This window comes from Methylobacterium sp. V23, assembly GCF_002917135.1.
GTDB lineage: Bacteria > Pseudomonadota > Alphaproteobacteria > Rhizobiales > Beijerinckiaceae > Methylobacterium.
The window spans coordinates 105,859-125,155 of record NZ_PDHT01000013.1; the positions used below are offsets into that span (position 1 = coordinate 105,859).

The 19,297-nt window shown below is 67.1% G+C and carries 27 protein-coding genes; 3 read left to right on the plus strand and 24 right to left on the minus strand.

The features are described 5' to 3' along the window. Positions 1-37: 37 nt before the first annotated feature. The 3 genes from cheB to CRT23_RS14285 are packed head-to-tail and all read left to right on the plus strand — an operon-like array spanning position 38 to position 4,643. Entirely contained in the window at positions 38-1,081 is a 1,044-nt protein-coding gene (gene cheB, locus CRT23_RS14275) for a chemotaxis-specific protein-glutamate methyltransferase CheB (RefSeq protein ID WP_103710245.1), read from the plus strand. Next, entirely contained in the window at positions 1,078-2,784 is a 1,707-nt protein-coding gene (locus tag CRT23_RS14280; RefSeq protein WP_103710246.1) for a response regulator, read from the plus strand. Before cheB ends, CRT23_RS14280 begins: the two co-directional genes overlap by 4 nt. Before the next feature lie 2 nt (positions 2,785-2,786). Then, entirely contained in the window at positions 2,787-4,643 is a 1,857-nt protein-coding gene (locus tag CRT23_RS14285) for a response regulator (RefSeq protein WP_103710247.1), read from the plus strand. Between the two features lie 105 nt (positions 4,644-4,748). Here CRT23_RS14285 and rplQ read toward each other — a convergent pair whose 3' ends face one another. The 24 genes from rplQ to rpsS form a co-directional block, all read right to left on the minus strand. Then, positions 4,749-5,159 (minus strand): 50S ribosomal protein L17, encoded by a 411-nt coding sequence (gene rplQ, locus CRT23_RS14290; RefSeq protein WP_103710248.1) that lies wholly within the window; start codon positions 5,157-5,159, stop codon positions 4,749-4,751. Between the two features lie 205 nt (positions 5,160-5,364). Then, complete coding sequence (locus CRT23_RS14295; protein ID WP_055949333.1) at positions 5,365-6,384, minus strand: DNA-directed RNA polymerase subunit alpha; 1,020 nt, start codon at positions 6,382-6,384, stop codon at positions 5,365-5,367. 120 nt (positions 6,385-6,504) lie between these two features. After that, the gene (locus CRT23_RS14300; protein ID WP_103710249.1) at positions 6,505-7,380 is read right to left on the minus strand and encodes an MBL fold metallo-hydrolase; all 876 of its coding nucleotides are present in this window, start codon (positions 7,378-7,380) and stop codon (positions 6,505-6,507) included. A 44-nt stretch (positions 7,381-7,424) separates the two neighbouring features. Next, positions 7,425-7,814: a 30S ribosomal protein S11 gene (gene rpsK, locus CRT23_RS14305; protein WP_055949325.1), complete on the minus strand. Its 390-nt coding sequence runs from the start codon at positions 7,812-7,814 to the stop codon at positions 7,425-7,427. Positions 7,815-7,984: 170 nt separating this feature from the next. After that, positions 7,985-8,353 (minus strand): 30S ribosomal protein S13, encoded by a 369-nt coding sequence (gene rpsM / locus CRT23_RS14310; RefSeq protein ID WP_019904471.1) that lies wholly within the window; start codon positions 8,351-8,353, stop codon positions 7,985-7,987. A gap of 248 nt (positions 8,354-8,601) precedes the next feature. Beyond that, positions 8,602-9,204 carry an adenylate kinase gene (locus CRT23_RS14315; RefSeq protein WP_055949322.1) on the minus strand — a complete coding sequence of 201 codons (603 nt, stop codon included), beginning with the start codon at positions 9,202-9,204 and terminating at the stop codon, positions 8,602-8,604. A gap of 113 nt (positions 9,205-9,317) precedes the next feature. Beyond that, positions 9,318-10,655, minus strand: coding sequence for a preprotein translocase subunit SecY (gene secY / locus CRT23_RS14320; protein ID WP_055949319.1), 1,338 nt, complete (start codon positions 10,653-10,655; stop codon positions 9,318-9,320). Positions 10,656-10,776: 121 nt separating this feature from the next. Further along, complete coding sequence (gene rplO / locus CRT23_RS14325) at positions 10,777-11,280, minus strand: 50S ribosomal protein L15 (RefSeq protein WP_055949317.1); 504 nt, start codon at positions 11,278-11,280, stop codon at positions 10,777-10,779. 11 nt (positions 11,281-11,291) lie between these two features. Then, positions 11,292-11,483: a 50S ribosomal protein L30 gene (rpmD, locus tag CRT23_RS14330; RefSeq protein ID WP_055949314.1), complete on the minus strand. Its 192-nt coding sequence runs from the start codon at positions 11,481-11,483 to the stop codon at positions 11,292-11,294. A 12-nt stretch (positions 11,484-11,495) separates the two neighbouring features. Beyond that, entirely contained in the window at positions 11,496-12,083 is a 588-nt protein-coding gene (gene rpsE / locus CRT23_RS14335) for a 30S ribosomal protein S5 (RefSeq protein WP_055949312.1), read from the minus strand. 93 nt (positions 12,084-12,176) lie between these two features. Beyond that, positions 12,177-12,539: a 50S ribosomal protein L18 gene (gene rplR / locus CRT23_RS14340; protein WP_055949309.1), complete on the minus strand. Its 363-nt coding sequence runs from the start codon at positions 12,537-12,539 to the stop codon at positions 12,177-12,179. 12 nt (positions 12,540-12,551) lie between these two features. Next, positions 12,552-13,085, minus strand: a complete 534-nt coding sequence (gene rplF, locus CRT23_RS14345; protein WP_103710250.1) for a 50S ribosomal protein L6 — start codon at positions 13,083-13,085, stop codon at positions 12,552-12,554. A 24-nt stretch (positions 13,086-13,109) separates the two neighbouring features. Beyond that, positions 13,110-13,505 (minus strand): 30S ribosomal protein S8, encoded by a 396-nt coding sequence (rpsH, locus tag CRT23_RS14350; protein ID WP_055881679.1) that lies wholly within the window; start codon positions 13,503-13,505, stop codon positions 13,110-13,112. A 12-nt stretch (positions 13,506-13,517) separates the two neighbouring features. Then, complete coding sequence (gene rpsN / locus CRT23_RS14355) at positions 13,518-13,823, minus strand: 30S ribosomal protein S14 (protein ID WP_055949303.1); 306 nt, start codon at positions 13,821-13,823, stop codon at positions 13,518-13,520. A gap of 40 nt (positions 13,824-13,863) precedes the next feature. After that, positions 13,864-14,430 (minus strand): 50S ribosomal protein L5, encoded by a 567-nt coding sequence (rplE, locus tag CRT23_RS14360; RefSeq protein ID WP_055949300.1) that lies wholly within the window; start codon positions 14,428-14,430, stop codon positions 13,864-13,866. Continuing rightward, entirely contained in the window at positions 14,423-14,740 is a 318-nt protein-coding gene (gene rplX / locus CRT23_RS14365) for a 50S ribosomal protein L24 (RefSeq protein WP_055949297.1), read from the minus strand. The genes rplE and rplX overlap by 8 nt, the downstream gene beginning before the upstream one ends. Then, a complete protein-coding gene (rplN, locus tag CRT23_RS14370; protein WP_055949294.1) occupies positions 14,740-15,108 on the minus strand; it encodes a 50S ribosomal protein L14 in 369 nt (122 codons plus the stop codon). The genes rplX and rplN overlap by 1 nt, the downstream gene beginning before the upstream one ends. 237 nt (positions 15,109-15,345) lie before the next feature. Beyond that, positions 15,346-16,719, minus strand: coding sequence for an ATP-binding protein (locus tag CRT23_RS14375; protein ID WP_103710251.1), 1,374 nt, complete (start codon positions 16,717-16,719; stop codon positions 15,346-15,348). Between the two features lie 197 nt (positions 16,720-16,916). Then, positions 16,917-17,177 (minus strand): 30S ribosomal protein S17, encoded by a 261-nt coding sequence (gene rpsQ, locus CRT23_RS14380; protein WP_055949288.1) that lies wholly within the window; start codon positions 17,175-17,177, stop codon positions 16,917-16,919. Between the two features lie 10 nt (positions 17,178-17,187). Next, positions 17,188-17,403 (minus strand): 50S ribosomal protein L29, encoded by a 216-nt coding sequence (gene rpmC, locus CRT23_RS14385; protein ID WP_018044221.1) that lies wholly within the window; start codon positions 17,401-17,403, stop codon positions 17,188-17,190. A gap of 13 nt (positions 17,404-17,416) precedes the next feature. Then, on the minus strand, positions 17,417-17,830 hold the full coding sequence (rplP, locus tag CRT23_RS14390; RefSeq protein ID WP_055949287.1) for a 50S ribosomal protein L16: 414 nt from the start codon (positions 17,828-17,830) through the stop codon (positions 17,417-17,419). Between the two features lie 47 nt (positions 17,831-17,877). Beyond that, complete coding sequence (rpsC, locus tag CRT23_RS14395; protein ID WP_055949284.1) at positions 17,878-18,618, minus strand: 30S ribosomal protein S3; 741 nt, start codon at positions 18,616-18,618, stop codon at positions 17,878-17,880. Positions 18,619-18,628: 10 nt separating this feature from the next. Then, positions 18,629-19,015, minus strand: a complete 387-nt coding sequence (rplV, locus tag CRT23_RS14400; RefSeq protein WP_055949281.1) for a 50S ribosomal protein L22 — start codon at positions 19,013-19,015, stop codon at positions 18,629-18,631. 2 nt (positions 19,016-19,017) lie between these two features. Then, a complete protein-coding gene (gene rpsS, locus CRT23_RS14405; RefSeq protein ID WP_055949278.1) occupies positions 19,018-19,296 on the minus strand; it encodes a 30S ribosomal protein S19 in 279 nt (92 codons plus the stop codon). Position 19,297: the final 1 nt, after the last annotated feature.

Consider the following 19,297-nt stretch of genomic DNA (forward strand, 5'->3'; position numbering starts at 1 on the left):
CGGAACGACGCCGGGAGTGCCCGCGCGGGTGCGGGTGATGCTGGTCGAGGATTCCCTCGTGGTGCGCCAGCTGCTGATCCATATCGTCGGCCGGGATCCGCGACTGGAAGTCGTGGCGGCCGTGGCCTCCGGCGAGGAGGCGCTGGCGACGATCGGCCAGGTCCGCCCGGACGTCGTCTCGATGGACATCCGTTTGCCGGGAATCGATGGCCTGGAGACGACGCGGCGGATCATGGCCGAGCGCCCGACCCCGATCGTGGTCATCGCTGACGCGATCGAGGATTCCTCTCTGCGCATCTCAATGAACGCCCTGCGGGCCGGGGCGCTTTCAGTGGTGGAGAAGCCGGTGGCCACCACCAATGCCGGCTACGACGCCGCTGCCAGCGAGATCTGCACGCAGCTGCGCATTATGGCCGCCGTGCCGGTGATCCGGCGCCGGCCGATCGGCTCGGAATGGGCCGGTCGCGTCGCTGCGCCGCCGCCGTTGGCCGCCGCCCTCAAGGTGCCCGAATCCGCCAGCGTCCTGGCCATCGCCGCATCGACCGGTGGGCCGCCGGCCCTCGCCCGGGTCATTGGAGCGCTGCCGGCAAGTTTCCCCATTCCGGTTCTGGTCGTCCAACACATGGGTCCCGCCTTCATGGAGGGGTTCGCCACTTGGCTGAACGGGGTCGTCGGGCTGCCGGTCTCCCTGGCCCGCGAGGGTGAGCGGGCCGAGGCTGGCCGCGTCTACGTGGCGCCGGGGGACCGGCACCTGGAACTCGGCGGCGGTGGCCACCTGCGCATCACCGATGCCGCTCCCGTGGGTGGCCAGCGCCCGGCCGCCACCGCATTGTTCCGCTCAGTCGCCCGGTATGCCGGGGCCCGCGGCATCGGCGTCCTGCTCACCGGGATGGGCGAGGACGGAGCCCTCGGCCTCCTCGACATGCGCCGGGCCGGAGGGCTCACCGTCGCCGAGGACGAGAGCACCGCAGTGGTGTTCGGCATGCCGGCCGCCGCGATCCGCCTCGCGGCCGCCGGGACCGTGCTGCCCCTGGACCGGATCGCCGCCCATCTCGCCCGCGTCGCAGAGGCCGCGCCGTGACCGAGGCCATCCCGCCCCGCCTCCTCCTCGTCGAGGATTCCGAGACCCAGGCCCTGGAACTGCGGCTGCTGCTCGAGTCGAAGGGTTTCGCGGTCGAGCGCTGCGCCACCGCCGAGGCGGCCCTCGACCATCTCAACACCCGCCTGCCCGATCTCGTGGTGGCGGACCATCATCTTCCCGGCATGAACGGCGACGAGTTCGCCCGCCAGCTCCGGCTCTCGCTCCGCACCCGCGCCCTCCCCCTCCTGATGCTCACCGGCGCCCGCGACGGCGAGCGCCAGGGCCTGGAGAGCGGTGCCGATGCCTACGTGGCGAAATCCGCCGATCGCGACCTCCTCGTGCTGCGCATCCGGGCTCTCCTGCGCGAGCGCATGGGCGGCAGCGACGGGCCCGGTGTCTCCGCCTTCCGCCGGGGGCGGGTCCTCGTGGTCGATGCCAGCGCCACCTACCGGACTTTCCTCGCCGGGCTCCTCGCCCACGAGGGGCAGGAGGTCACCACCGCCGACAGCCACGCGGCCGCCATCGCGGCTCTGGAGGCAGAGGGCGCTGCCTTCGACTGCGTGACGATCGACCTCCTCGCCACGACCTATGACGGCCTCGCCCTCTGCCGGGCGATCAGCGACCACCGCAACGCCGGACTCGCGGGCCGGGAGGCCGGCGCCCCCACCTTTCAAGTGGTCGGCATCGCCGGCTCCAACCCGGCCAAGGACTTCCTGGTGGAGGCCTTCGCCGCGGGCGCCGATGACGTGGTCTCGAAATCCGACGGCGAGATCCTGGTGATGCGGGTGCGCAGCCTCGTGCGCCGCAAGCTCTTGGAAGAGGACAATCGCCGCATCGCGGGCGAATTTGGCGCCCGTGAGCGGGCCCTGGAACGGGCCCGGGCCGAGGCCGAGGCGGCGGAGGCACGTGCTGCCCTGGCTGGGGCTCTGGAGCAGGCCAACGCGGACCTCGCCACCGCTAACCGCAAGCTCACCGACGCGCAGGCCAAGCTCGTCCAGGCGGCAAAGATGGCCTCCCTCGGCGAACTGGTGGCTGGCATCGCCCACGAGATCAACAACCCCCTCGCCTTCATCCTCGCTCACCAGGGCACGGTGGAGCGCATCCTCGGCGAGGTCGCTGCGGCGCCGGATTCGCCCGACAGCCCGCGCCGGCTCAGGAAGTGCGGCGACCGGGTCGGGGCGATGCGCATGGGCCTGACTCGCATCCAGGACCTCGTCCTCAACCTGCGCAAGTTCTCCCGCCTCGACGAGGGCGAGCGCACCCTGGTCCACGTGCCCGAGGCGATCGAGACGGTGCTCGCCTTGATCCAGCACAAGCTCGGCGACCGGATCGCGGTGCTGCGGGATTTCTCGGGCCGGCCGGAGATCCATTGCACGCCTGCCCTCCTGAACCAGGTCGTCATGAACATCCTCGGCAATGCCGCGGACGCGATGCCCGAGTCCGGCACCATCACCATCGAGACCCGCGGCCTCCCCGACACCGACATCATCCGGATCAGCGACACCGGCCCCGGCATCCCCGAGACGCTGCGCGAGAAGATCTTCGAGCCGTTCTTCACTACGAAACCCGTCGGGTCCGGCACAGGCCTCGGCCTCGCGATTGCCTACAGTGTCGTGCAGGCGCATAGCGGCACGCTCAGCGTCGAGGCCGCTCCCGGAGGTGGGGCCTGTTTCGTCATCGGCATCCCACGGCAGACGGGTTGAGCATGTCACAGGGCACGATCCTCGCCGTCGACGACGAACCCGACATCCTCATCGCCCTCGAGGACCTCTTCGAGGACCAGTACCGCGTTCTCACCACGACGAAGCCGGCCGAGGCGCTGCAGATCCTGGCCGGCAACCCGGACATCGCCGTGATCCTCTCGGATCAGCGCATGCCGGGCATGACTGGCGACGCCATGCTGGCCGAGGCACGCAAGGTTCACGACGCCCAGGCCATCCTGCTCACCGGCTACGCCGACATGAGCGCGGTGGTGGCGGCCCTGAACCAGGGCGGCATTACCGGCTACGCCACCAAGCCCTGGGATGCGAACCTGCTGCGCAACACCGTGCGCCAAGCCTTCGAGCGGCATCAGCTCGGACGGGACCTCTCGACGGAGCGGGCGCTGCTGCGCGGCCTCCTGGACAATGCCGAGGATGCGATCTCCTTCAAGGATGCGGAGGGGCGCTTCGTGCGCCTCAACGCCCGCAAGGCCGCGGGTCTCGGTGGAGACGTCGCCGGCTGCCTCGGACGCACCGAGGATGCGATCCTGGGCGACGGCGCCGCCATCCGCAGGGCGGATGCCGCCGTGATCGCCGCCGGCGAGCCGAGCGACAGCCTGGTCGCCGAGGGGGCGACCGGAGCCGAGCGCTGGCGCCACGTGACCCGCGTGCCGATCCGCGACGCGGGGGGCGAGATCACCCACCTTGCCACCATCGAGCGCGACGTCACCGACCAGAAGTCCCTGGAGGCGCGCCTTCGGCAGTCGGACAAGATGCAGGCGCTGGGGACCCTGGCCGGCGGCATCGCCCACGACTTCAACAACCTGCTGATGGCGATCCTCGGCAGCCTCGAACTCGTGGCGCCGAAGGTCGCCGACCAGCCACGGGTCCAGCGCCTCGTCGGCAACGCGATGCAGGCGGCCCAGCGCGGCGCCTCCCTGACCAAGCGCCTCCTCAGCTTCAGCCGCTCCCGCGACCTGCGCCCCCGCGCCGTCGACGTGAACGGACTCATCACCGGGATGCATGATCTGCTGGCGGGCAGCCTCGGCGGTCTCGTCACCGTCGAGACGATCCTCGCCCCCGAGGCACCGGCCGCCTGCGTCGATCCGGACCAACTCGAACTCGCGATCCTCAACCTCTGCATCAATGCCCGCGACGCCATGCCGGAAGGTGGCCGCATCGTCGTTGCAACCCGCAGCTTCGCGCTGGACGACGATCCGGACTTGCCGGCCGGCGCCTATTTGTCCGTCGAGATCAGCGATGCAGGCAGTGGCATCGCCCCGGAGATCCTCGCGCGGGTCTGCGAACCATTCTTCACCACCAAGGCGGTGGGCCAGGGGACGGGCCTCGGACTCGCCATGGTCTTCGGCCTCGCCCAGCAATCCCACGGGCGGCTGCGCATCGAGAGTGCACCGGGTGAAGGCACCCGCGTTCAGATTATCTTACCGCGGGTCGAAGCCACAGATCTCGACGAGGTGGCGACGCCGGGCGCCGCGCTGCCCGCCGCCCGAGCGGCACGCATCCTCGTCGTCGACGACGACCCGGAGGTCCGGCACGTGACGGCCTCGTTCCTGTCGAGCTTCGGCTACAGCGAGCGCGAGGCCAGCGACGGCTCCACCGCCCTGTCGCTGATGGAACAGGGGACCTTCGACCTCGTCGTCGCCGATCTGGCGATGCCGGGCATGACCGGCGTGGAGTTCGCCGAGATCGTGCGGGCGCGCTGGTCCGACGTGCCCGTGCTGATCGTCACCGGCCATGCCGAGGCGATCCCGATCCCGCCTGACCTGCCGGTGCTGCGCAAACCTTTCGAATCCGCTGATCTTGCAGCGGAAGTCTCGCGACTCCTCGACCGGGCCGCCTGACGCGGCGGACATGGCGGCGGGAAATCGCTTTGGCGCGGGCTCATTCCGGCCAACAAAAAAGGCGGCCCGGAAGCCGCCTTCTTCGTCGTCGGACGGAGGCGAGGCTTACGCCGCGTCGTCCACCAACATGGGGCCGGAATCCTTACCGCGCGCGTCGACGTCACGGTCGACGAACTCGATGACCGCCAGGGGGGCGTTGTCGCCGTAGCGGAAGCCGGCCTTCATGATACGGCAGTAGCCGCCCGGACGGGTGTTGTAGCGCGGGCCGATCACGGCGAAGAGCTTGCGGACCATGGCCTCGTCGCGGATCTGCGACATGGCGAGGCGGCGGGCGTGCAGGCTGTCGGTCTTGCCGAGGGTGATCAGCTTTTCGATGACCGGACGCAGATCCTTGGCCTTCGGCAGGGTGGTGACGATCTGCTCGTGCTTGATCAGCGCGGCCGACATGTTGGCGAACATCGCCTTGCGGTGCTCGGTGGTGCGGTTGAAACGACGACCGCGAAATCCATGACGCATGATGGCTGTCCTTGGTTGATGGCCGCCGTGCCACGGTACGGCCAAGCGCCCCTCCGAAATGGTCTTCGGGGCTGTTCATTCCGCATGACCCCGCGGCGGGATTCGTTCTGGGCGTCCGCGTCGGGCTAACCCCCGCAATGCCTGCCGGATGCGGCAACGGCGCAAGGCCATCGCCGCATCCGGCTGAGGCGGACGCGCCGTGCGCCTAGTAGTGCTCTTCGAAGCGCTTGGCGAGGTCCTCGATGTTCTCCGGCGGCCAGCCGGGGATGTCCATGCCGAGGTGGAGGCCCATCGCGGCCAGCACTTCCTTGATCTCGTTGAGCGACTTGCGGCCGAAGTTCGGGGTGCGCAGCATCTCGCCCTCGGACTTCTGGATGAGGTCGCCGATGTAGACGATGTTGTCGTTCTTCAGGCAGTTCGCCGAACGCACCGAGAGCTCGAGCTCGTCGACCTTCTTGAGCAGGGCCGGGTTGAAGGGGAGCTGCGGCGCGAGCGGCTGCGCCTCCTCCTTGCGGGGCTCCTCGAAGTTCACGAACACCTGGAGCTGGTCCTGGATGATGCGCGCGGCGTAGGCCAGGGCATCCTCCGGCGACACGGCGCCGTTGGTCTCGATCGTCATCGTCAGCTTGTCCTTGTCGAGATCCTGGCCCTCGCGGGTGGTCTCGATGCGGTAGGACACCTTGGTGACGGGCGAGAACAGGGCGTCGACCGGGATCAAGCCGATCGGCGCATCCTCGGGACGGTTCCGCTCAGCCGGGACGTAGCCCTTGCCGGTGGCGACCGTGAACTCCATCCGGATCTCAGCGCCGTCATCGAGCGTGCAGATCACGAGGTCGGGGTTCAGGATCTGAACGTCGCCCACCGTGCCGATGTCGCCGGCGGTGACGACGCCGGGACCGGTCTTGCGCAGGGTCAGGCGCTTGGGGGCCTCGGTCTGCGAGCGGATGGCGATCGTCTTGATGTTGAGGACGATGTCGGTGACGTCCTCGCGCACGCCGGGGATCGACGAGAATTCGTGCAGCACGCCGTCAATCTGCACCGAGGTCACGGCCGCGCCCTGGAGCGAGGACAGCAGCACGCGGCGGAGCGAGTTGCCGAGCGTGGTGCCGAAGCCGCGCTCGAGGGGCTCCGCGACGACGGTGGCGACCCGCTTGGGGTCGTGCCCGGTCGAGACCTGGAGCTTGTTCGGCTTGATGAGCTCTTGCCAGTTCTTCTGAATGACCACGATGCTACCTCTCGCAAGATCGGCGCGGGCCACATGGGTGGTCCACGCATTGCCCGTCGACACCGCGCCATCGGCGCCCGGCGGGCTGGAAATTGTTGCGTCCGCGTCAGGCGCGAACCGTTACTGGGCCGCGACCCAGAGCTCCGGAACGAAGCTGTAGGTGGCCCCGTCCCGGGCGACGTAGCCCAGGGCCGGAAACTCCAGATGGGCACCCGCCACGAAGGTTCGGTCACCCGAAACGGCGTCGAGCATCCGGCGACGCACGGCGCGTGCCTGATCCCCGTCGACGTCGAAGACCATACCGGCTTCCGGCTGCTTGAACTGGATCGCCGGCAGGTGAATGATGTCCGCCCACATCAAAAGCGACGCGTCGCCCGACGTGATGCGGTAGCCGGTATGGCCCGGCGTATGGCCCGGCAGGGGAATCGCCTCGATCCCCGCTGCCACGCTGCCGCTCGTGACCGTGCGCAGACGTCCGCCGTAAGGCGCGGTCGCCTGGCGGGCCATCTCGAAATAGGGCTTCGCGCCGTCCGGCGCCCGTGACAGCGCGCCGTCGTCGAGCCAGTGCGCCGCTTCGTCGGCATGAACCACGAGTTCGGCATTCGGGTAGGCCGCCGAACCGTCATCCCGGATCAGCCCGCCGGCATGGTCGGGATGCAGATGCGTGAGCAGGACCGTCTCGATGCTGTCCGGCGAAACGCCGGCCGCGGCGAGAGCCGCTGGAACGCCACCGAGGGACGGGCCACCGAAATGGCCCATCCCGCTGTCGATGAGGAGCGGCTTGCGCCCCGGACCCGTGATCAGGAATGCGTTGAGCGTGATCCGGGGATCCTGCGCGCGAAAGCCAGCGGCCTGTAAGGCGCCGGCCTCCGCACGATCGATCCCGGTGACGAGATCCAGCGAACCCTGAAGGTAGCCGTCATTCATCACCGTGACCGTCAGGTCACCCAAGCTCCACCGCAGCACACCCGGAAGCGGATTCTGAGCATTCGACACGCGCGTCTCCGTAACAGGCCCCAAAGGTTCGCGTTGGTCGCGCCTCAGACGCGACGACGCTTGCGCGGGCGGCAGCCGTTGTGCGGGATCGACGTCACGTCACGGATCGACGTCACGGTGAAGCCGGCGGCCTGGAGCGCGCGCAGGGCCGATTCACGACCCGAACCCGGACCGGACACTTCGACCTCGAGGGTGCGCATGCCGTGCTCGGCAGCCTTGCGGGCAGCATCCTCAGCGGCAACCTGGGCGGCGTAGGGGGTCGACTTGCGCGAACCCTTGAAGCCCATGGCACCGGCGGACGACCACGAGATGGTGTTGCCCTGGGCGTCGGTGATGGTGACCATCGTGTTGTTGAACGACGCGTTCACGTGCGCGACGCCCGAGACGATGTTCTTGCGTTCGCGGCGACGGACGCGGGTGGTTTCCTTGGCCATGTGTTCTCTCGTCCTTCAGGCGCGCCCGTCATTCCAGGCGCTCGGGAGTCTTCTCGGATGCCGGCGGCACGGATTTGGAACACCGTGCCGCGACGCAGGACTGGGCGCACAGGGATCCTGGCGCCGACGTCAGGAGACCGCCCGAAGAACGGACTCCCGGTTCGGATCGATTACTTCTTCTTGCCGGCGATCGGCTTGGACTTGCCCTTGCGGGTGCGCGCGTTGGTGTGCGTGCGCTGGCCGCGGACCGGCAGGTTGCGGCGATGGCGCAGGCCGCGGTAGCAGCCGAGATCCATCAGGCGCTTGATGTTCATCGAGACTTCGCGGCGCAGATCGCCCTCGACGATGTAATCGCGGTCGATGGTCTCGCGGATCGACAGCACCTCGGCGTCGGTCAGCTGATTCACGCGACGCTCGGCCGGGATCCCGACCTTGCCGGTGATCTCCTCGGCCTTCTTGGGGCCGATGCCGTGGATGTACTGCAGCGCGATGACGACGCGCTTGTTGGTCGGAATGTTAACGCCAGCGATACGAGCCAAGGTGTCTCTCCATGGGGCGCCGGACCTGAGGCCGGGCCGGGTGTCACGCGCGTCCGGTGGAGACCGGCCCCTGCGCGCCGTCCAAAACGACAAATCGGCCCGCATCGACCTCTAAGAGAGGCGATCCGGACCCACTTCCTCTGAACGAAGACCGGCCCACTAGCGCGGGCCGGGGAATGTGTCAACCCGGGTGACTAAATCAATCCGCAAAGGTCGCGGGCCGGAGGCCGGACCGTCGGCTTGACCGATCAGGACTCCGCCGAAGCGGTGTGCCGGTCGAGGATCGCCACCAGATCCTCCGTGACGGCGTCGACCGGCTTCATGCCGTCGATGGTCTGCAGCAGCCCGGTGCCGGCATAGTAGTCGGACAGGGGCGCGGTCTGCTTGCGATAGGCGTCCAGGCGAGTCTTGAAGACCTCGGGCGTGTCGTCCTTCCGCACCGGCTGACCGCGGGCTGCGGTCTCCTCGGCGCGCTTGGCGATGCGGCCGACCAGAGCCTCCTCGTCAACGACGAACTCGATGACGGTGTCGAGGGCAATTCCCTTTTGCGACAGCATGGCATCGAGGGCCTTCGCCTGCTCCACCGTGCGCGGGAAGCCGTCGAGGATGAAGCCCGGCTTGGCATCCGCCTCTTCGATGCGGTCGGCGACGATCCCGACCACGATGGCGTCGGACACCAGACCACCCGATTCCATCACGCTCTTGGCCTGCAGGCCGACCGGCGTACCGGCGGCGACGGCTGCCCGTAGCATGTCGCCGGTGGAGAGCTGAGGAATGCCGTAGCGTGCTACGATCCGCTCGGACTGCGTCCCCTTCCCCGCGCCGGGCGGCCCAAGCAGGATGATGCGCATGGTGTCGTTTCCTCAGGTCCGTTCTGCTTGGATATCCGGCGATCCTGCGAAACGCCGGGTCTCGGAATTCTAGCAAGGGTTGCGGTGCGCTTGAAGCCTGCACCGCATCGCCCTTAGCGTCGGCGGGTCGCCCCACGCAGCTTGGCCTTCTTGACGAGGCCTTCGTATTGATGGGCCATCAGGTGCCCGTGGATCTGCGCCACCGTATCCATCGTCACCGAGACCACGATGAGCAGGGAGGTGCCGCCGAAGCCGATGGCCGCCGAGGAATACGATGCCAGGATCTCGGGCACCAGACAGACGAAAGTCAGGTACAGCGCCCCGATCAGGGTGATGCGGGTCAGAACCTTGTCGATGAAGGCCGCCGTGCGCTCGCCCGGGCGGATGCCGGGAATGAAGCCGCCGTGCTTCTTCAGATTGTCTGCCGTCTCCTCCGGGTTGAAGACCACCGCGGTGTAGAAGAACGCGAAGAAGATGATCAGGGCGGCGTAGAGGACCATGTAGAGCGGCCGGCCGTGGCCGATATAGGTCGTGATCGTCGCCAGGACGCCGGTGCCGCCGTTGTTGGCCGAGAAGCTCGCCACGGTGGCGGGCAGGAGCAGCAGCGACGAGGCGAAGATCGGCGGGATGACGCCGGCGGTGTTGAGCTTCAGCGGCAGGAACGAGGTCTGGCCCTCGTACATGCGGTTGCCGACCTGGCGCTTCGGGTAGTTGATCAGCAGCCGGCGCTGGGCGCGCTCCATGAACACGATGAAGTAGACGAGCGCGACGGCGGCCACGCCCATGCCGAGGATGACGGCCGAGGAGAGCGCGCCAGTGCGGCTGAGCTCCAGGGCGCCGACGATCGCCACCGGCAGGTGGGCCACGATGCCGGCGAAGATGATCAGCGAGGAGCCGTTGCCGATGCCGCGCGAGGTGATCTGCTCGCCGATCCACATTAGGAACAGCGTACCGCCGGTCAGGGTGATGACCGTGGACAGGATGAAGAAGGGACCGGGTTCGATCGCGGCGCTCGAGCCCTGGAGGCCGAAGGCGATGCCCCAGGACTGAACCAGCGCCAGCACCACCGTGAGGTAGCGGGTGTACTGGTTGATGACCTTGCGGCCCGATTCACCCTCCTTCTTCAGCGTCTCGAGGCTCGGAATCACCGAGGTCAGGAGCTGGATGATGATGGAGGCCGAGATGTACGGCATGATGTTGAGCGCGAAGATCGCCATGCGCTCGACGGCACCGCCGGAGAACATGTTGAACAGCCCGAGCACGCCGCCCGATTGCTGCTGGAAGTTCCGCGCGAACTGCTCCGGGTCGATGCCCGGGATCGGGATATAGGTCCCGAGACGGAACACGATGAGCGCGCCCAGCGTGAACCAGATGCGCTTCTTGAGCTCGTCGGCCTTGGCGATGGCCCCGAAATTGAGGTTCGCGGCAAGCTGCTCGGCGGCTGAGGCCATGGCACCGGTTCCTGATATCGATCCGCACGGGAGCCGAAGCTCCCCATAAACTGATACGGCGGCCACGCGCGAGGTTGCACGGGCCGCCGCTCAGAGCTTCGACTTAAAGTCTGGCGTTGGGCTACGCAACCACGCGGGCGGGCTTGCCCCGGGTCGAGACGCCGTCGCCATACGTCACGGCGACCGAACCGCCAGCCTTCTCGACACCCTCGATCGCCGACTTCGACGCGCGGGTGACCTCGAAGGTCAGCTTGGTGGTGAGCTCGCCGACGCCGAGGAGCTTCACGCCGTCACGGGCGCGGGCGCAGATGCCGGCGGCGATCAGGGTCTCGACGGTGACGGTGGCGCCCGCCTCGATGCGACCGGCATCGACAGCCTGCTGGACGCGGCCGAGGTTCACCTCGTTCAGGTCCGTGGAGTACAGATTGTTGAAGCCGCGCTTCGGAAGGCGACGATGCAACGGCATCTGGCCACCCTCGAAGCCCTTGATGGAGACGCCGGTGCGGGCCTTCTGACCCTTCACGCCGCGTCCTGCGGTCTTGCCCTTGCCGGAGCCGATGCCCCGTCCGACGCGCATCCGGTTCTTGGTGGCGCCGTCGTTGTCGCGGAGTTCATTCAGTTTCATGATGCCCTCCCTCAGGCCGCGTCGCCAAGGACGCGCACGAGGTGCTGCACCTTGCGGATCATGCCGCGCACGGAGGGGGTATCCTCCAGCTCGGAAACCCGGTGCAGCTTGTTGAGCTTGAGGCCGATCAGCGTTGCGCGCTGGTCGCCTTCGCGGCGGATCGGCGAACCAATCTGCTCGATGCGGAGAGTCTTCTGTGCCATTGGACCCTCCCCTTACGCGACGGCGGCTTCGGACATGTCGGACGGATCGGCATCACGGCGACGGGCCTGGAGGGCCGACACCTTGAGACCGCGACGGGCCGCGACGGAGCGCGGGCTGTCCTCGTTCTTGAGCGCCTCGAAGGTGGCGCGCACGAGGTTGTAGGGGTTCGAGGAGCCGAGGCTCTTGGCCACCACGTCCTGCATGCCCAGCGTCTCGAAGACGGCGCGCATCGGGCCGCCGGCGATGATACCGGTGCCCTGGGGGGCGGCGCGGAGGATGACCTTGCCGGCGCCATGACGACCGTAGACGTCGTGGTGCAGGGTGCGGCCCTCGCGAAGCGCCACGCGGACCAGACCACGCTTGGCGGCTTCCGTCGCCTTGCGGATCGCCTCGGGAACCTCACGGGCCTTGCCGTGGCCGAAGCCGACGCGGCCCTTCTGGTCGCCGACGACGACGAGGGCTGCGAAGCCGAAGCGACGGCCGCCCTTCACCACCTTGGCGACGCGGTTGATGTGGACGAGCTTGTCCACGAACTCGCTGTCGCGCTCCTCGCGCTCATCGCGGCGGCCGCGGCCACCGCCTTCACGTTCACGTGCCATACTGAATATCCATCTCACTGACGCGGGTGGCGGACCCGCTCGCTTGAATCGTTCGGAACGGAGAGCGGCCTGCGCCGCCCTCCTCCGCCATTCTTAGAACTCGAGGCCACCCTCACGGGCGGCGTCGGCGAGCGCCTTGACGCGCCCGTGATAGAGGTAGCCCGAGCGATCGAAGATCACCTGGGTGACGCCCGCAGCCTTGGCGCGCTCGGCGACGAGCTTGCCGACGGCCTGGGCGGCCGAGACGTCGGCACCGGTCTTGAGATCGGTGCGCAGATCCTTCTCGAGGCTCGAAGCCGACGCGAGCGTCTTGCCCGCCGCGTCGTCGATGACCTGAACGTAGATCTGCTTCGAGGAACGGAACACCGAGAGCCGGGGCCGTCCATTGGCCGCCGCCCGCAGCGCGCGGCGCACACGCGCCTTGCGGCGGTCGAGTGCATCGATTTTGCGTGACATGTTCGGCGGCCCTTACTTCTTCTTGCCTTCCTTGCGGAAGATGAACTCTCCCGCGTACTTCACGCCCTTGCCCTTGTAGGGCTCAGGGCCGCGATAGTCGCGGATCTCGGCGGCCACCTGGCCGACCACCTGCCGGTCGATGCCGGAGATGACGATCTCGGTGGGCTTCGGCACCGCAATCGTGATCCCTGTCGGGATCTCGTACTCGATGTCGTGGCTGTAGCCGAGCGAGAGCTTCAGAGCCTTGCCGGCCATCGCGGCGCGGTAACCCACGCCGGTGATCTCGAGCTTCTTCTCGAAGCCCTTGGAGACGCCCTCGACGAGGTTCGCCACCTGTGCGCGGGAGGTGCCCCAGAGCGAGCGGGCCTCCTTGGTCTGGTTCTTGGGCTGCACCGAGACGGCGCCGTCCTCGAACTTCACGTCGACCACGTTGGGAACGACGTACTGAAGCTCGCCCTTGGAGCCCTTCATCTTCACCGTTTGACCGGTCACCGTGGCCGTCACGCCGGACGGGACGGGAACGGGCTTCTTGCCTACGCGAGACATCGCCTTATTCCTCCAAGTCCGAGATCAGAACACCTTGCAGAGCACTTCGCCGCCGACGTTGCGCTCGCGCGCCTCGTGGTCGGCCATGACGCCCTGCGGGGTGGACACGATGGTGACGCCGAGGCCGTCGGCGACGCGCGGCAACTCGCCGACCGACGAGTAGACACGGCGGCCGGGCTTCGACACGCGCTGGATCGAGCGGATGACGGGCTGGCCGTCGTAGTACTTCAGCTCGATCGCGAACTCGGTCCGGCCATTGCCGTAATCCGTGGTCGCGTAGTCGCGGATGTAGCCCTCGGACTTGAGGACGTCGAGCACGCTGGCACGCAGGCGGGAGCCGGGCGTCTGGACGACGTTGCGGCGGCGCTGCTGACCGTTGCGGATGCGGGTGAGCATATCACCCACGGGATCGTTGACCATGGTGGTTGCTCCTTACCAGCTCGACTTGACGAGACCGGGGATCAGACCCTGGTTGCCGAGTTCGCGCAGCGCGATGCGCGAGATGCCCATCTTGCGATAGAAGGCGCGCGGACGGCCGGTCATGCCGCAACGGTTGCGGACGCGGGTGGGGGACGAGTTGCGGGGCAGTTCCGCGAGCTTGAGGCGCGCCTCGAAGCGCTCCTCCATCTCGAGGGACTCGTCATTCGCCGTGGCAAGCAGCGCCTTGCGCTTGGGAGCGTAGAGCTTCACCAGCGCTTCGCGGTGCTTGTTCTTCTCGATCGAGCTTTTCTTTGCCATTTCTCTCTCCGGTGTCCGCGTATGAGACCCTAGCGGGGGCTCACTGCCGGAACGGGAATCGGAACTGCGTGAGGAGCGCGCGCGCCTCAGCATCGGTGCGGGCGGTCGTCTGGATGACGATGTCCATGCCCCAGGTGGCCTCGGCCTTGTCGTACGAGATCTCCGGGAACACGAGGTGCTCCTTCAGACCCAGGGCGTAGTTGCCGTTGCCGTCGAAGGAGCGCGGGTTCAGGCCGCGGAAATCGCGGACGCGCGGGAGCGCGATCGTGATCAGGCGATCCATGAACTCGTACATGCGCTGCTTGCGCAGCGTGACCTTGCAGCCGATCGGCATGCCCTCGCGGACCTTGAAGGTCGCGATGGCCTTGCGGGCCCGGGTGATGACCGGCTTCTGGCCGGCGATCAGCGCCAGGTCGCCGGCAGCGACGGTGGCCTTCTTGGAATCGGCGGTCGACTCGCCGACGCCCATGTTGATCACGATCTTCTCGATGACCGGAACCTGCATGGGGTTCTTGTAGCCGAACTCTTCGATCAGCTTCTGGCGCACCACTTCGTCGTAGTGCTTGCGCAGGCGCGGGGTGTACCCGTCAGTGTTCTTCTCAGCCATCGATCAGATCCCCCGAGCGCTTGGCGAACCGGACTTTGCGGCCGTCGTCGAGAATGCGGAAACCAACGCGCGTGGGCTGACCATCCTTCGGGTCGGCGACAGCGATGTTGGAGAGGTGAATCGCAGCTTCCTTGGAGACGATGCCGCCTTCCTGGTTCTGCGTCTGCTTCTGGTGCTTCTTCACCAAGTTGATGCCGCGAACGAACGCGCGATCTTCCTTCGGGAGCACCTGGATGACCTCGCCGGAGCGACCCTTGTCACGACCGGTAAGGACGACGACCTTGTCGCCTTTCTTGACCTTGGCGGCCATCACAGCACCTCCGGCGCGAGCGAGATGATCTTCATGTGGTTGCGGGCGCGCAGCTCGCGCGGCACCGGTCCGAAGATGCGGGTGCCGATCGGCTCCTTCTGATTGTTGATCAGAACGGCTGCGTTCTTGTCGAAGCGGATCACCGAACCGTCGGGACGCTTCACTTCCTTGGCGGTGCGCACGACGACCGCCTTCATGACGTCGCCCTTCTTCACGCGACCACGGGGAATTGCTTCCTTGACCGAGACCACGATGATGTCGCCGACACCGGCGTATTTACGCTTCGACCCGCCCAGAACCTTGATGCACATCACGCGGCGCGCACCAGAGTTGTCGGCGACGTCCAGATTCGTCTGCATCTGGATCACGGGCAGTGACCTTTCCTTGTTTCAGGCGGGTTTCCGCACGCGGACGGTATTGTCCGGCGGACGACGCCTGATGGGGATCTGATGTCCCCGGCTCATGTAAAGCACCGCGCAATCGGTGTTTGACACACCGGCACGGCCGCCGCGTACGAGGGGTGCGAACACCCCTCTCAAATGTCGCGAAGGCACGCCGGATACACCAGGGCGTGGATCTGTGCAAGGGTCAATTGCCGACCCGGCTCAGAGATCGGCGCTTCGCCCGCCCGATGCCGCCATGCGCAGATCCGGCCGGCGCGCCGGAACGTCGGCGAGTTCGACCACACCCCGGTCGAGGCGGGCCTGGCTGTCGATCGCCTCGCCGAGGACGACGGCCACGCTGCGGCGGGTGATCCGATTCCCCATCTCGGTGGTCAAGGCTGCGAGGGCGAGCCGGTAGACCATTTCCTTCAGATAGGCCGCACTCGCGCCCTCGGTGCGCGCGACGATTTCCGGAAGGGCCCCAGGGTCGAAGATCAGGGACGCGCCGAACAGGGTGAGCAGGCGGGCACGGCACGAGGCATCCGGGCAGGCAATCTCGATCGCCACGTCGATCCGCCCCGGCTGTGAGATCAGGGCCGGGTCGATATTCCGCGGATGATTCGCAGTGAAGAGGAACAGGATATCTGCGTCGGCCGAAAGGCGTTCCATCTCGCTCAGCAGGCTCTGAAGCCCGCCCGTCTCGGTCGAGCCCTTGGGAGCCTGTCGATCGTGACCGATCCGGTCGACGTTCTCGAGGACCACCAGGCTGGGCTGGAAGCTACGCGCAAGCTGCAACTGATCGCCCAGGCACCGCCCACCATCGGGCGTCACCAAGACGGTCGTGCGATCGGGCAGGTTCGAAGCGACGTAGCGGGTAACGTGGGTCTTTCCGTTACCGGGAGGTCCGTAGAGCAGCAGTCCCCGGCAGGTCGATTGCCCGAACCGCCTGAGATCTCCGCGATGGCGATCGAATGCGAAGACGTGATGATCGAGTCGCGCCATCGTCGGGTCGTCGAGAATGACCTGGGCCCGCGTCACCGACGCCGACCGGCGGACACGCATTCCCGCTTCCGACGGGGGATCGAGCGTAACGACCTTGCCACGATAGCGCGTCGATCCAGCCGCGGCGTCCTGGATCGACGAGAGAAAATCGCGGGCGAATCCGACGGACGTCGCATCGGGCAGCGTCGCCACTTCGAGCCGCACGACGCGCCCCTCCTGCGCGGACCATGACCGAGAGAGCAGGACAGCCGCCGGACGGTTCGAGATCCGGAACAGCCACAATGCATTGCTCAGCGCCTCGAAAGGCTTCGCATCGCCGAGATCGAACTCATGGAACTCGGGGGGCGCGATCGCGACCGGCCGCGCCCCACAGCGTACCAGGAGGCTGGAGATCGTCAGGGGATCGCGCAGCTCAGGCTGATGAAGACCGGTGCGCACGACATTGAGCCGCGACAGCATTCCGAGCGCTGCAGCCTGGATGTCCGGCAACAGGTGCAGACCGAAGCTGCGCTGGCTGGTGACGATGCCGTCGATTTCGCGTGCGCCGAAGAACGCGACGAGAAGTCCGCAGGCACTGTTCAGGCTGTCCGCCACGCGACCATCCCCCTCGTCTCGCACCCAAGGTCACGAGGACCGCCTGGACACGGCGGATCCTCGAATCCTCTGTCGAACGAGATCAGAATTCTGGTAGCGACCACCCGAAACGACTCGGGTTCGGCACACCGATGCGGAGCAGGCACAAAAAAACGGGCGCAGAACCCTGCGCCCGTCTCCTCGACCGTGCATGACGATCAAGCTTCGGCGGAGACCGCTTCCGAGCTGGCGCCCTCGACGAGCTTCCAGGTCTTGGTCTTCGAGAACGGACGGCACTCCTCGATCGAGACGGTCTGACCGACCTTGGCGACGTTGGCTTCGTCGTGGGCGTGGTAGTTCTTCGAGCGACGGACGGTCTTCTTCATCACCGGATGGGTGAAGCGACGCTCCACCTTCACGACGATGGTCTTCTCACCCTTGTCGCTGACGACGACGCCCTGCAATACGCGCTTCGGCATGATGTACTCCTCAGGCCTGCGCCGACTTCAGCGTCTTCTGACGCTGAAGCGTACGAACGCGGGCGATATCGCGGCGGACTTCGCGGACGCGCGCGACGTTCTCAAGCTGGCCGGTGGCGCCCTGGAAGCGCAGGTTGAACTGCTCCTTCTTCAGGTTCAGCAACTCATCGTTCAGCTGATCGGGCGACAGGGCGGCCAGATCCGACTGTCTCTGCGACGACTTCATGATCCCCTCCCTCTCAATCAGCGATGCGCTGAACGACGCGCGTGCGGATCGGGAGCTTCGCCGCGCCGAGGCGCAGGGCCTCCTTCGCAACGTCCTCGGCCACGCCGTCGACTTCGAACATGATACGTCCGGGATGCACACGGGCAGCCCAGAACTCGGGTGCACCCTTACCGGAGCCCATGCGGACTTCGGTGGGCTTGGCGGTGACCGGCACATCCGGGAAGATCCGGATCCAGACGCGGCCTTGGCGCTTCATCTCACGCGTGATCGCGCGGCGAGCCGCCTCGATCTGGCGCGCGGTGATGCGCTCGGGCTCGACGGCCTTCAGGCCGAAGGTCCCGAAGTTGAGGTCGAAGCCGCCCTTGGCCGCACCGTGGATGCGACCCTTGAACTGCTTACGGAACCTGGTCTTCTTGGGTTGCAACATGGCAGCCTCTCAACACCTTTCTGGGTGACGGGGTCACGAACGCGCCGTTAGGCGTGCTCGCGCCGGCCGCGCTCGCGGCCACCCTCACCATCGCGCTCGCGACGGCCGCCCGAACGGCCACCCTCTTCCTGCGCCTTCTTGTCCTGTGCCATCGGGTCGTGCTCGAGGATCTCGCCCTTGAACACCCACACCTTGATGCCGCACGTCCCGTAGGTCGTGAAGGCCGTCGCAACGCCGTAGTCGACGTCGGCGCGGAGGGTGTGCAGAGGGACGCGACCCTCGCGGTACCACTCTTGCCGAGCGATCTCGGCGCCGCCGAGACGGCCCGAGCAGTTGATGCGGATGCCCTCGGCGCCCAGACGCATCGCCGACTGAACGGCGCGCTTCATGGCGCGGCGGAACGCAACGCGACGCTCGAGCTGCTGGGCAATCGAGTCGGCCACGAGCGTGGCATCGATCTCGGGCTTGCGCACCTCGACGATGTTGATCGTCACGTCGGCCTTGGTGAGCGTACCGACCAGCTTGCGCAGCTTCTCGATATCCGCGCCCTTCTTGCCGATGACCACGCCCGGACGACCCGAGTGGATGGTGACGCGGCATTTCCGGTGCGGACGCTCGATCACGATCTTCGAGACGGCGGCCTGCTTGAGTTGCTTCATGAGGGCGGCGCGGATGGCGACGTCCTCGTGCATCAGTTTCGCGTATTCACCCTTCTGGGCGAACCAGCGGGAGTCCCAGGTCCGGTTGATACCGAGCCGAAGACCGATCGGATTGACTTTCTGGCCCATCAGGTCCTCCTCACGCCGCTTCGGCGGTCGGGACTTCGCGCACCACGATGGTGAGGTTCGCGAAGGGCTTCAGGATACGGGCGCCGCGGCCACGCGCACGGGCGTGGAACCGCTTCAGCACGAGCGCCTTGCCGACGAACGCCTGGGAGACGACGAGATCGTCGACGTCCAGGTTATGGTTGTTCTCGGCATTGGCGATGGCGCTCTCGAGGCACTTCTTGACCTCGCGGGCGATCCGCTTGCGGGAGAACTCGAGATCGGCGAGAGCCGAGTCGACCTTCTTGCCGCGAATGAGCTGCGCGACGAGATTGAGCTTCTGGGGGCTGACGCGCAGCATGCGCGCGACGGCCTGAGCCTCGTTCTCGGGGAGCGCGCGGGGAGTGGCGGGCTTGCCCATGATCAGCGCCTCTTCGACTTCTTGTCGGCTGCGTGACCGTGGAAGGTGCGGGTCGGCGAGAACTCGCCGAACTTGTGGCCGACCATTTCCTCGGAGACGTACACCGGGATGTGCTTCTGCCCGTTGTGCACACCGAAGGTGAGCCCAACGAACTGCGGCAGGATCGTGGAGCGGCGGCTCCAGATCTTGATGACTTCGTTACGGCTGGAACCGCGAGCGGCTTCAGCCTTCTTGAGGAGGTAGCCGTCGATGAACGGCCCCTTCCAGAGCGAGCGTGCCATG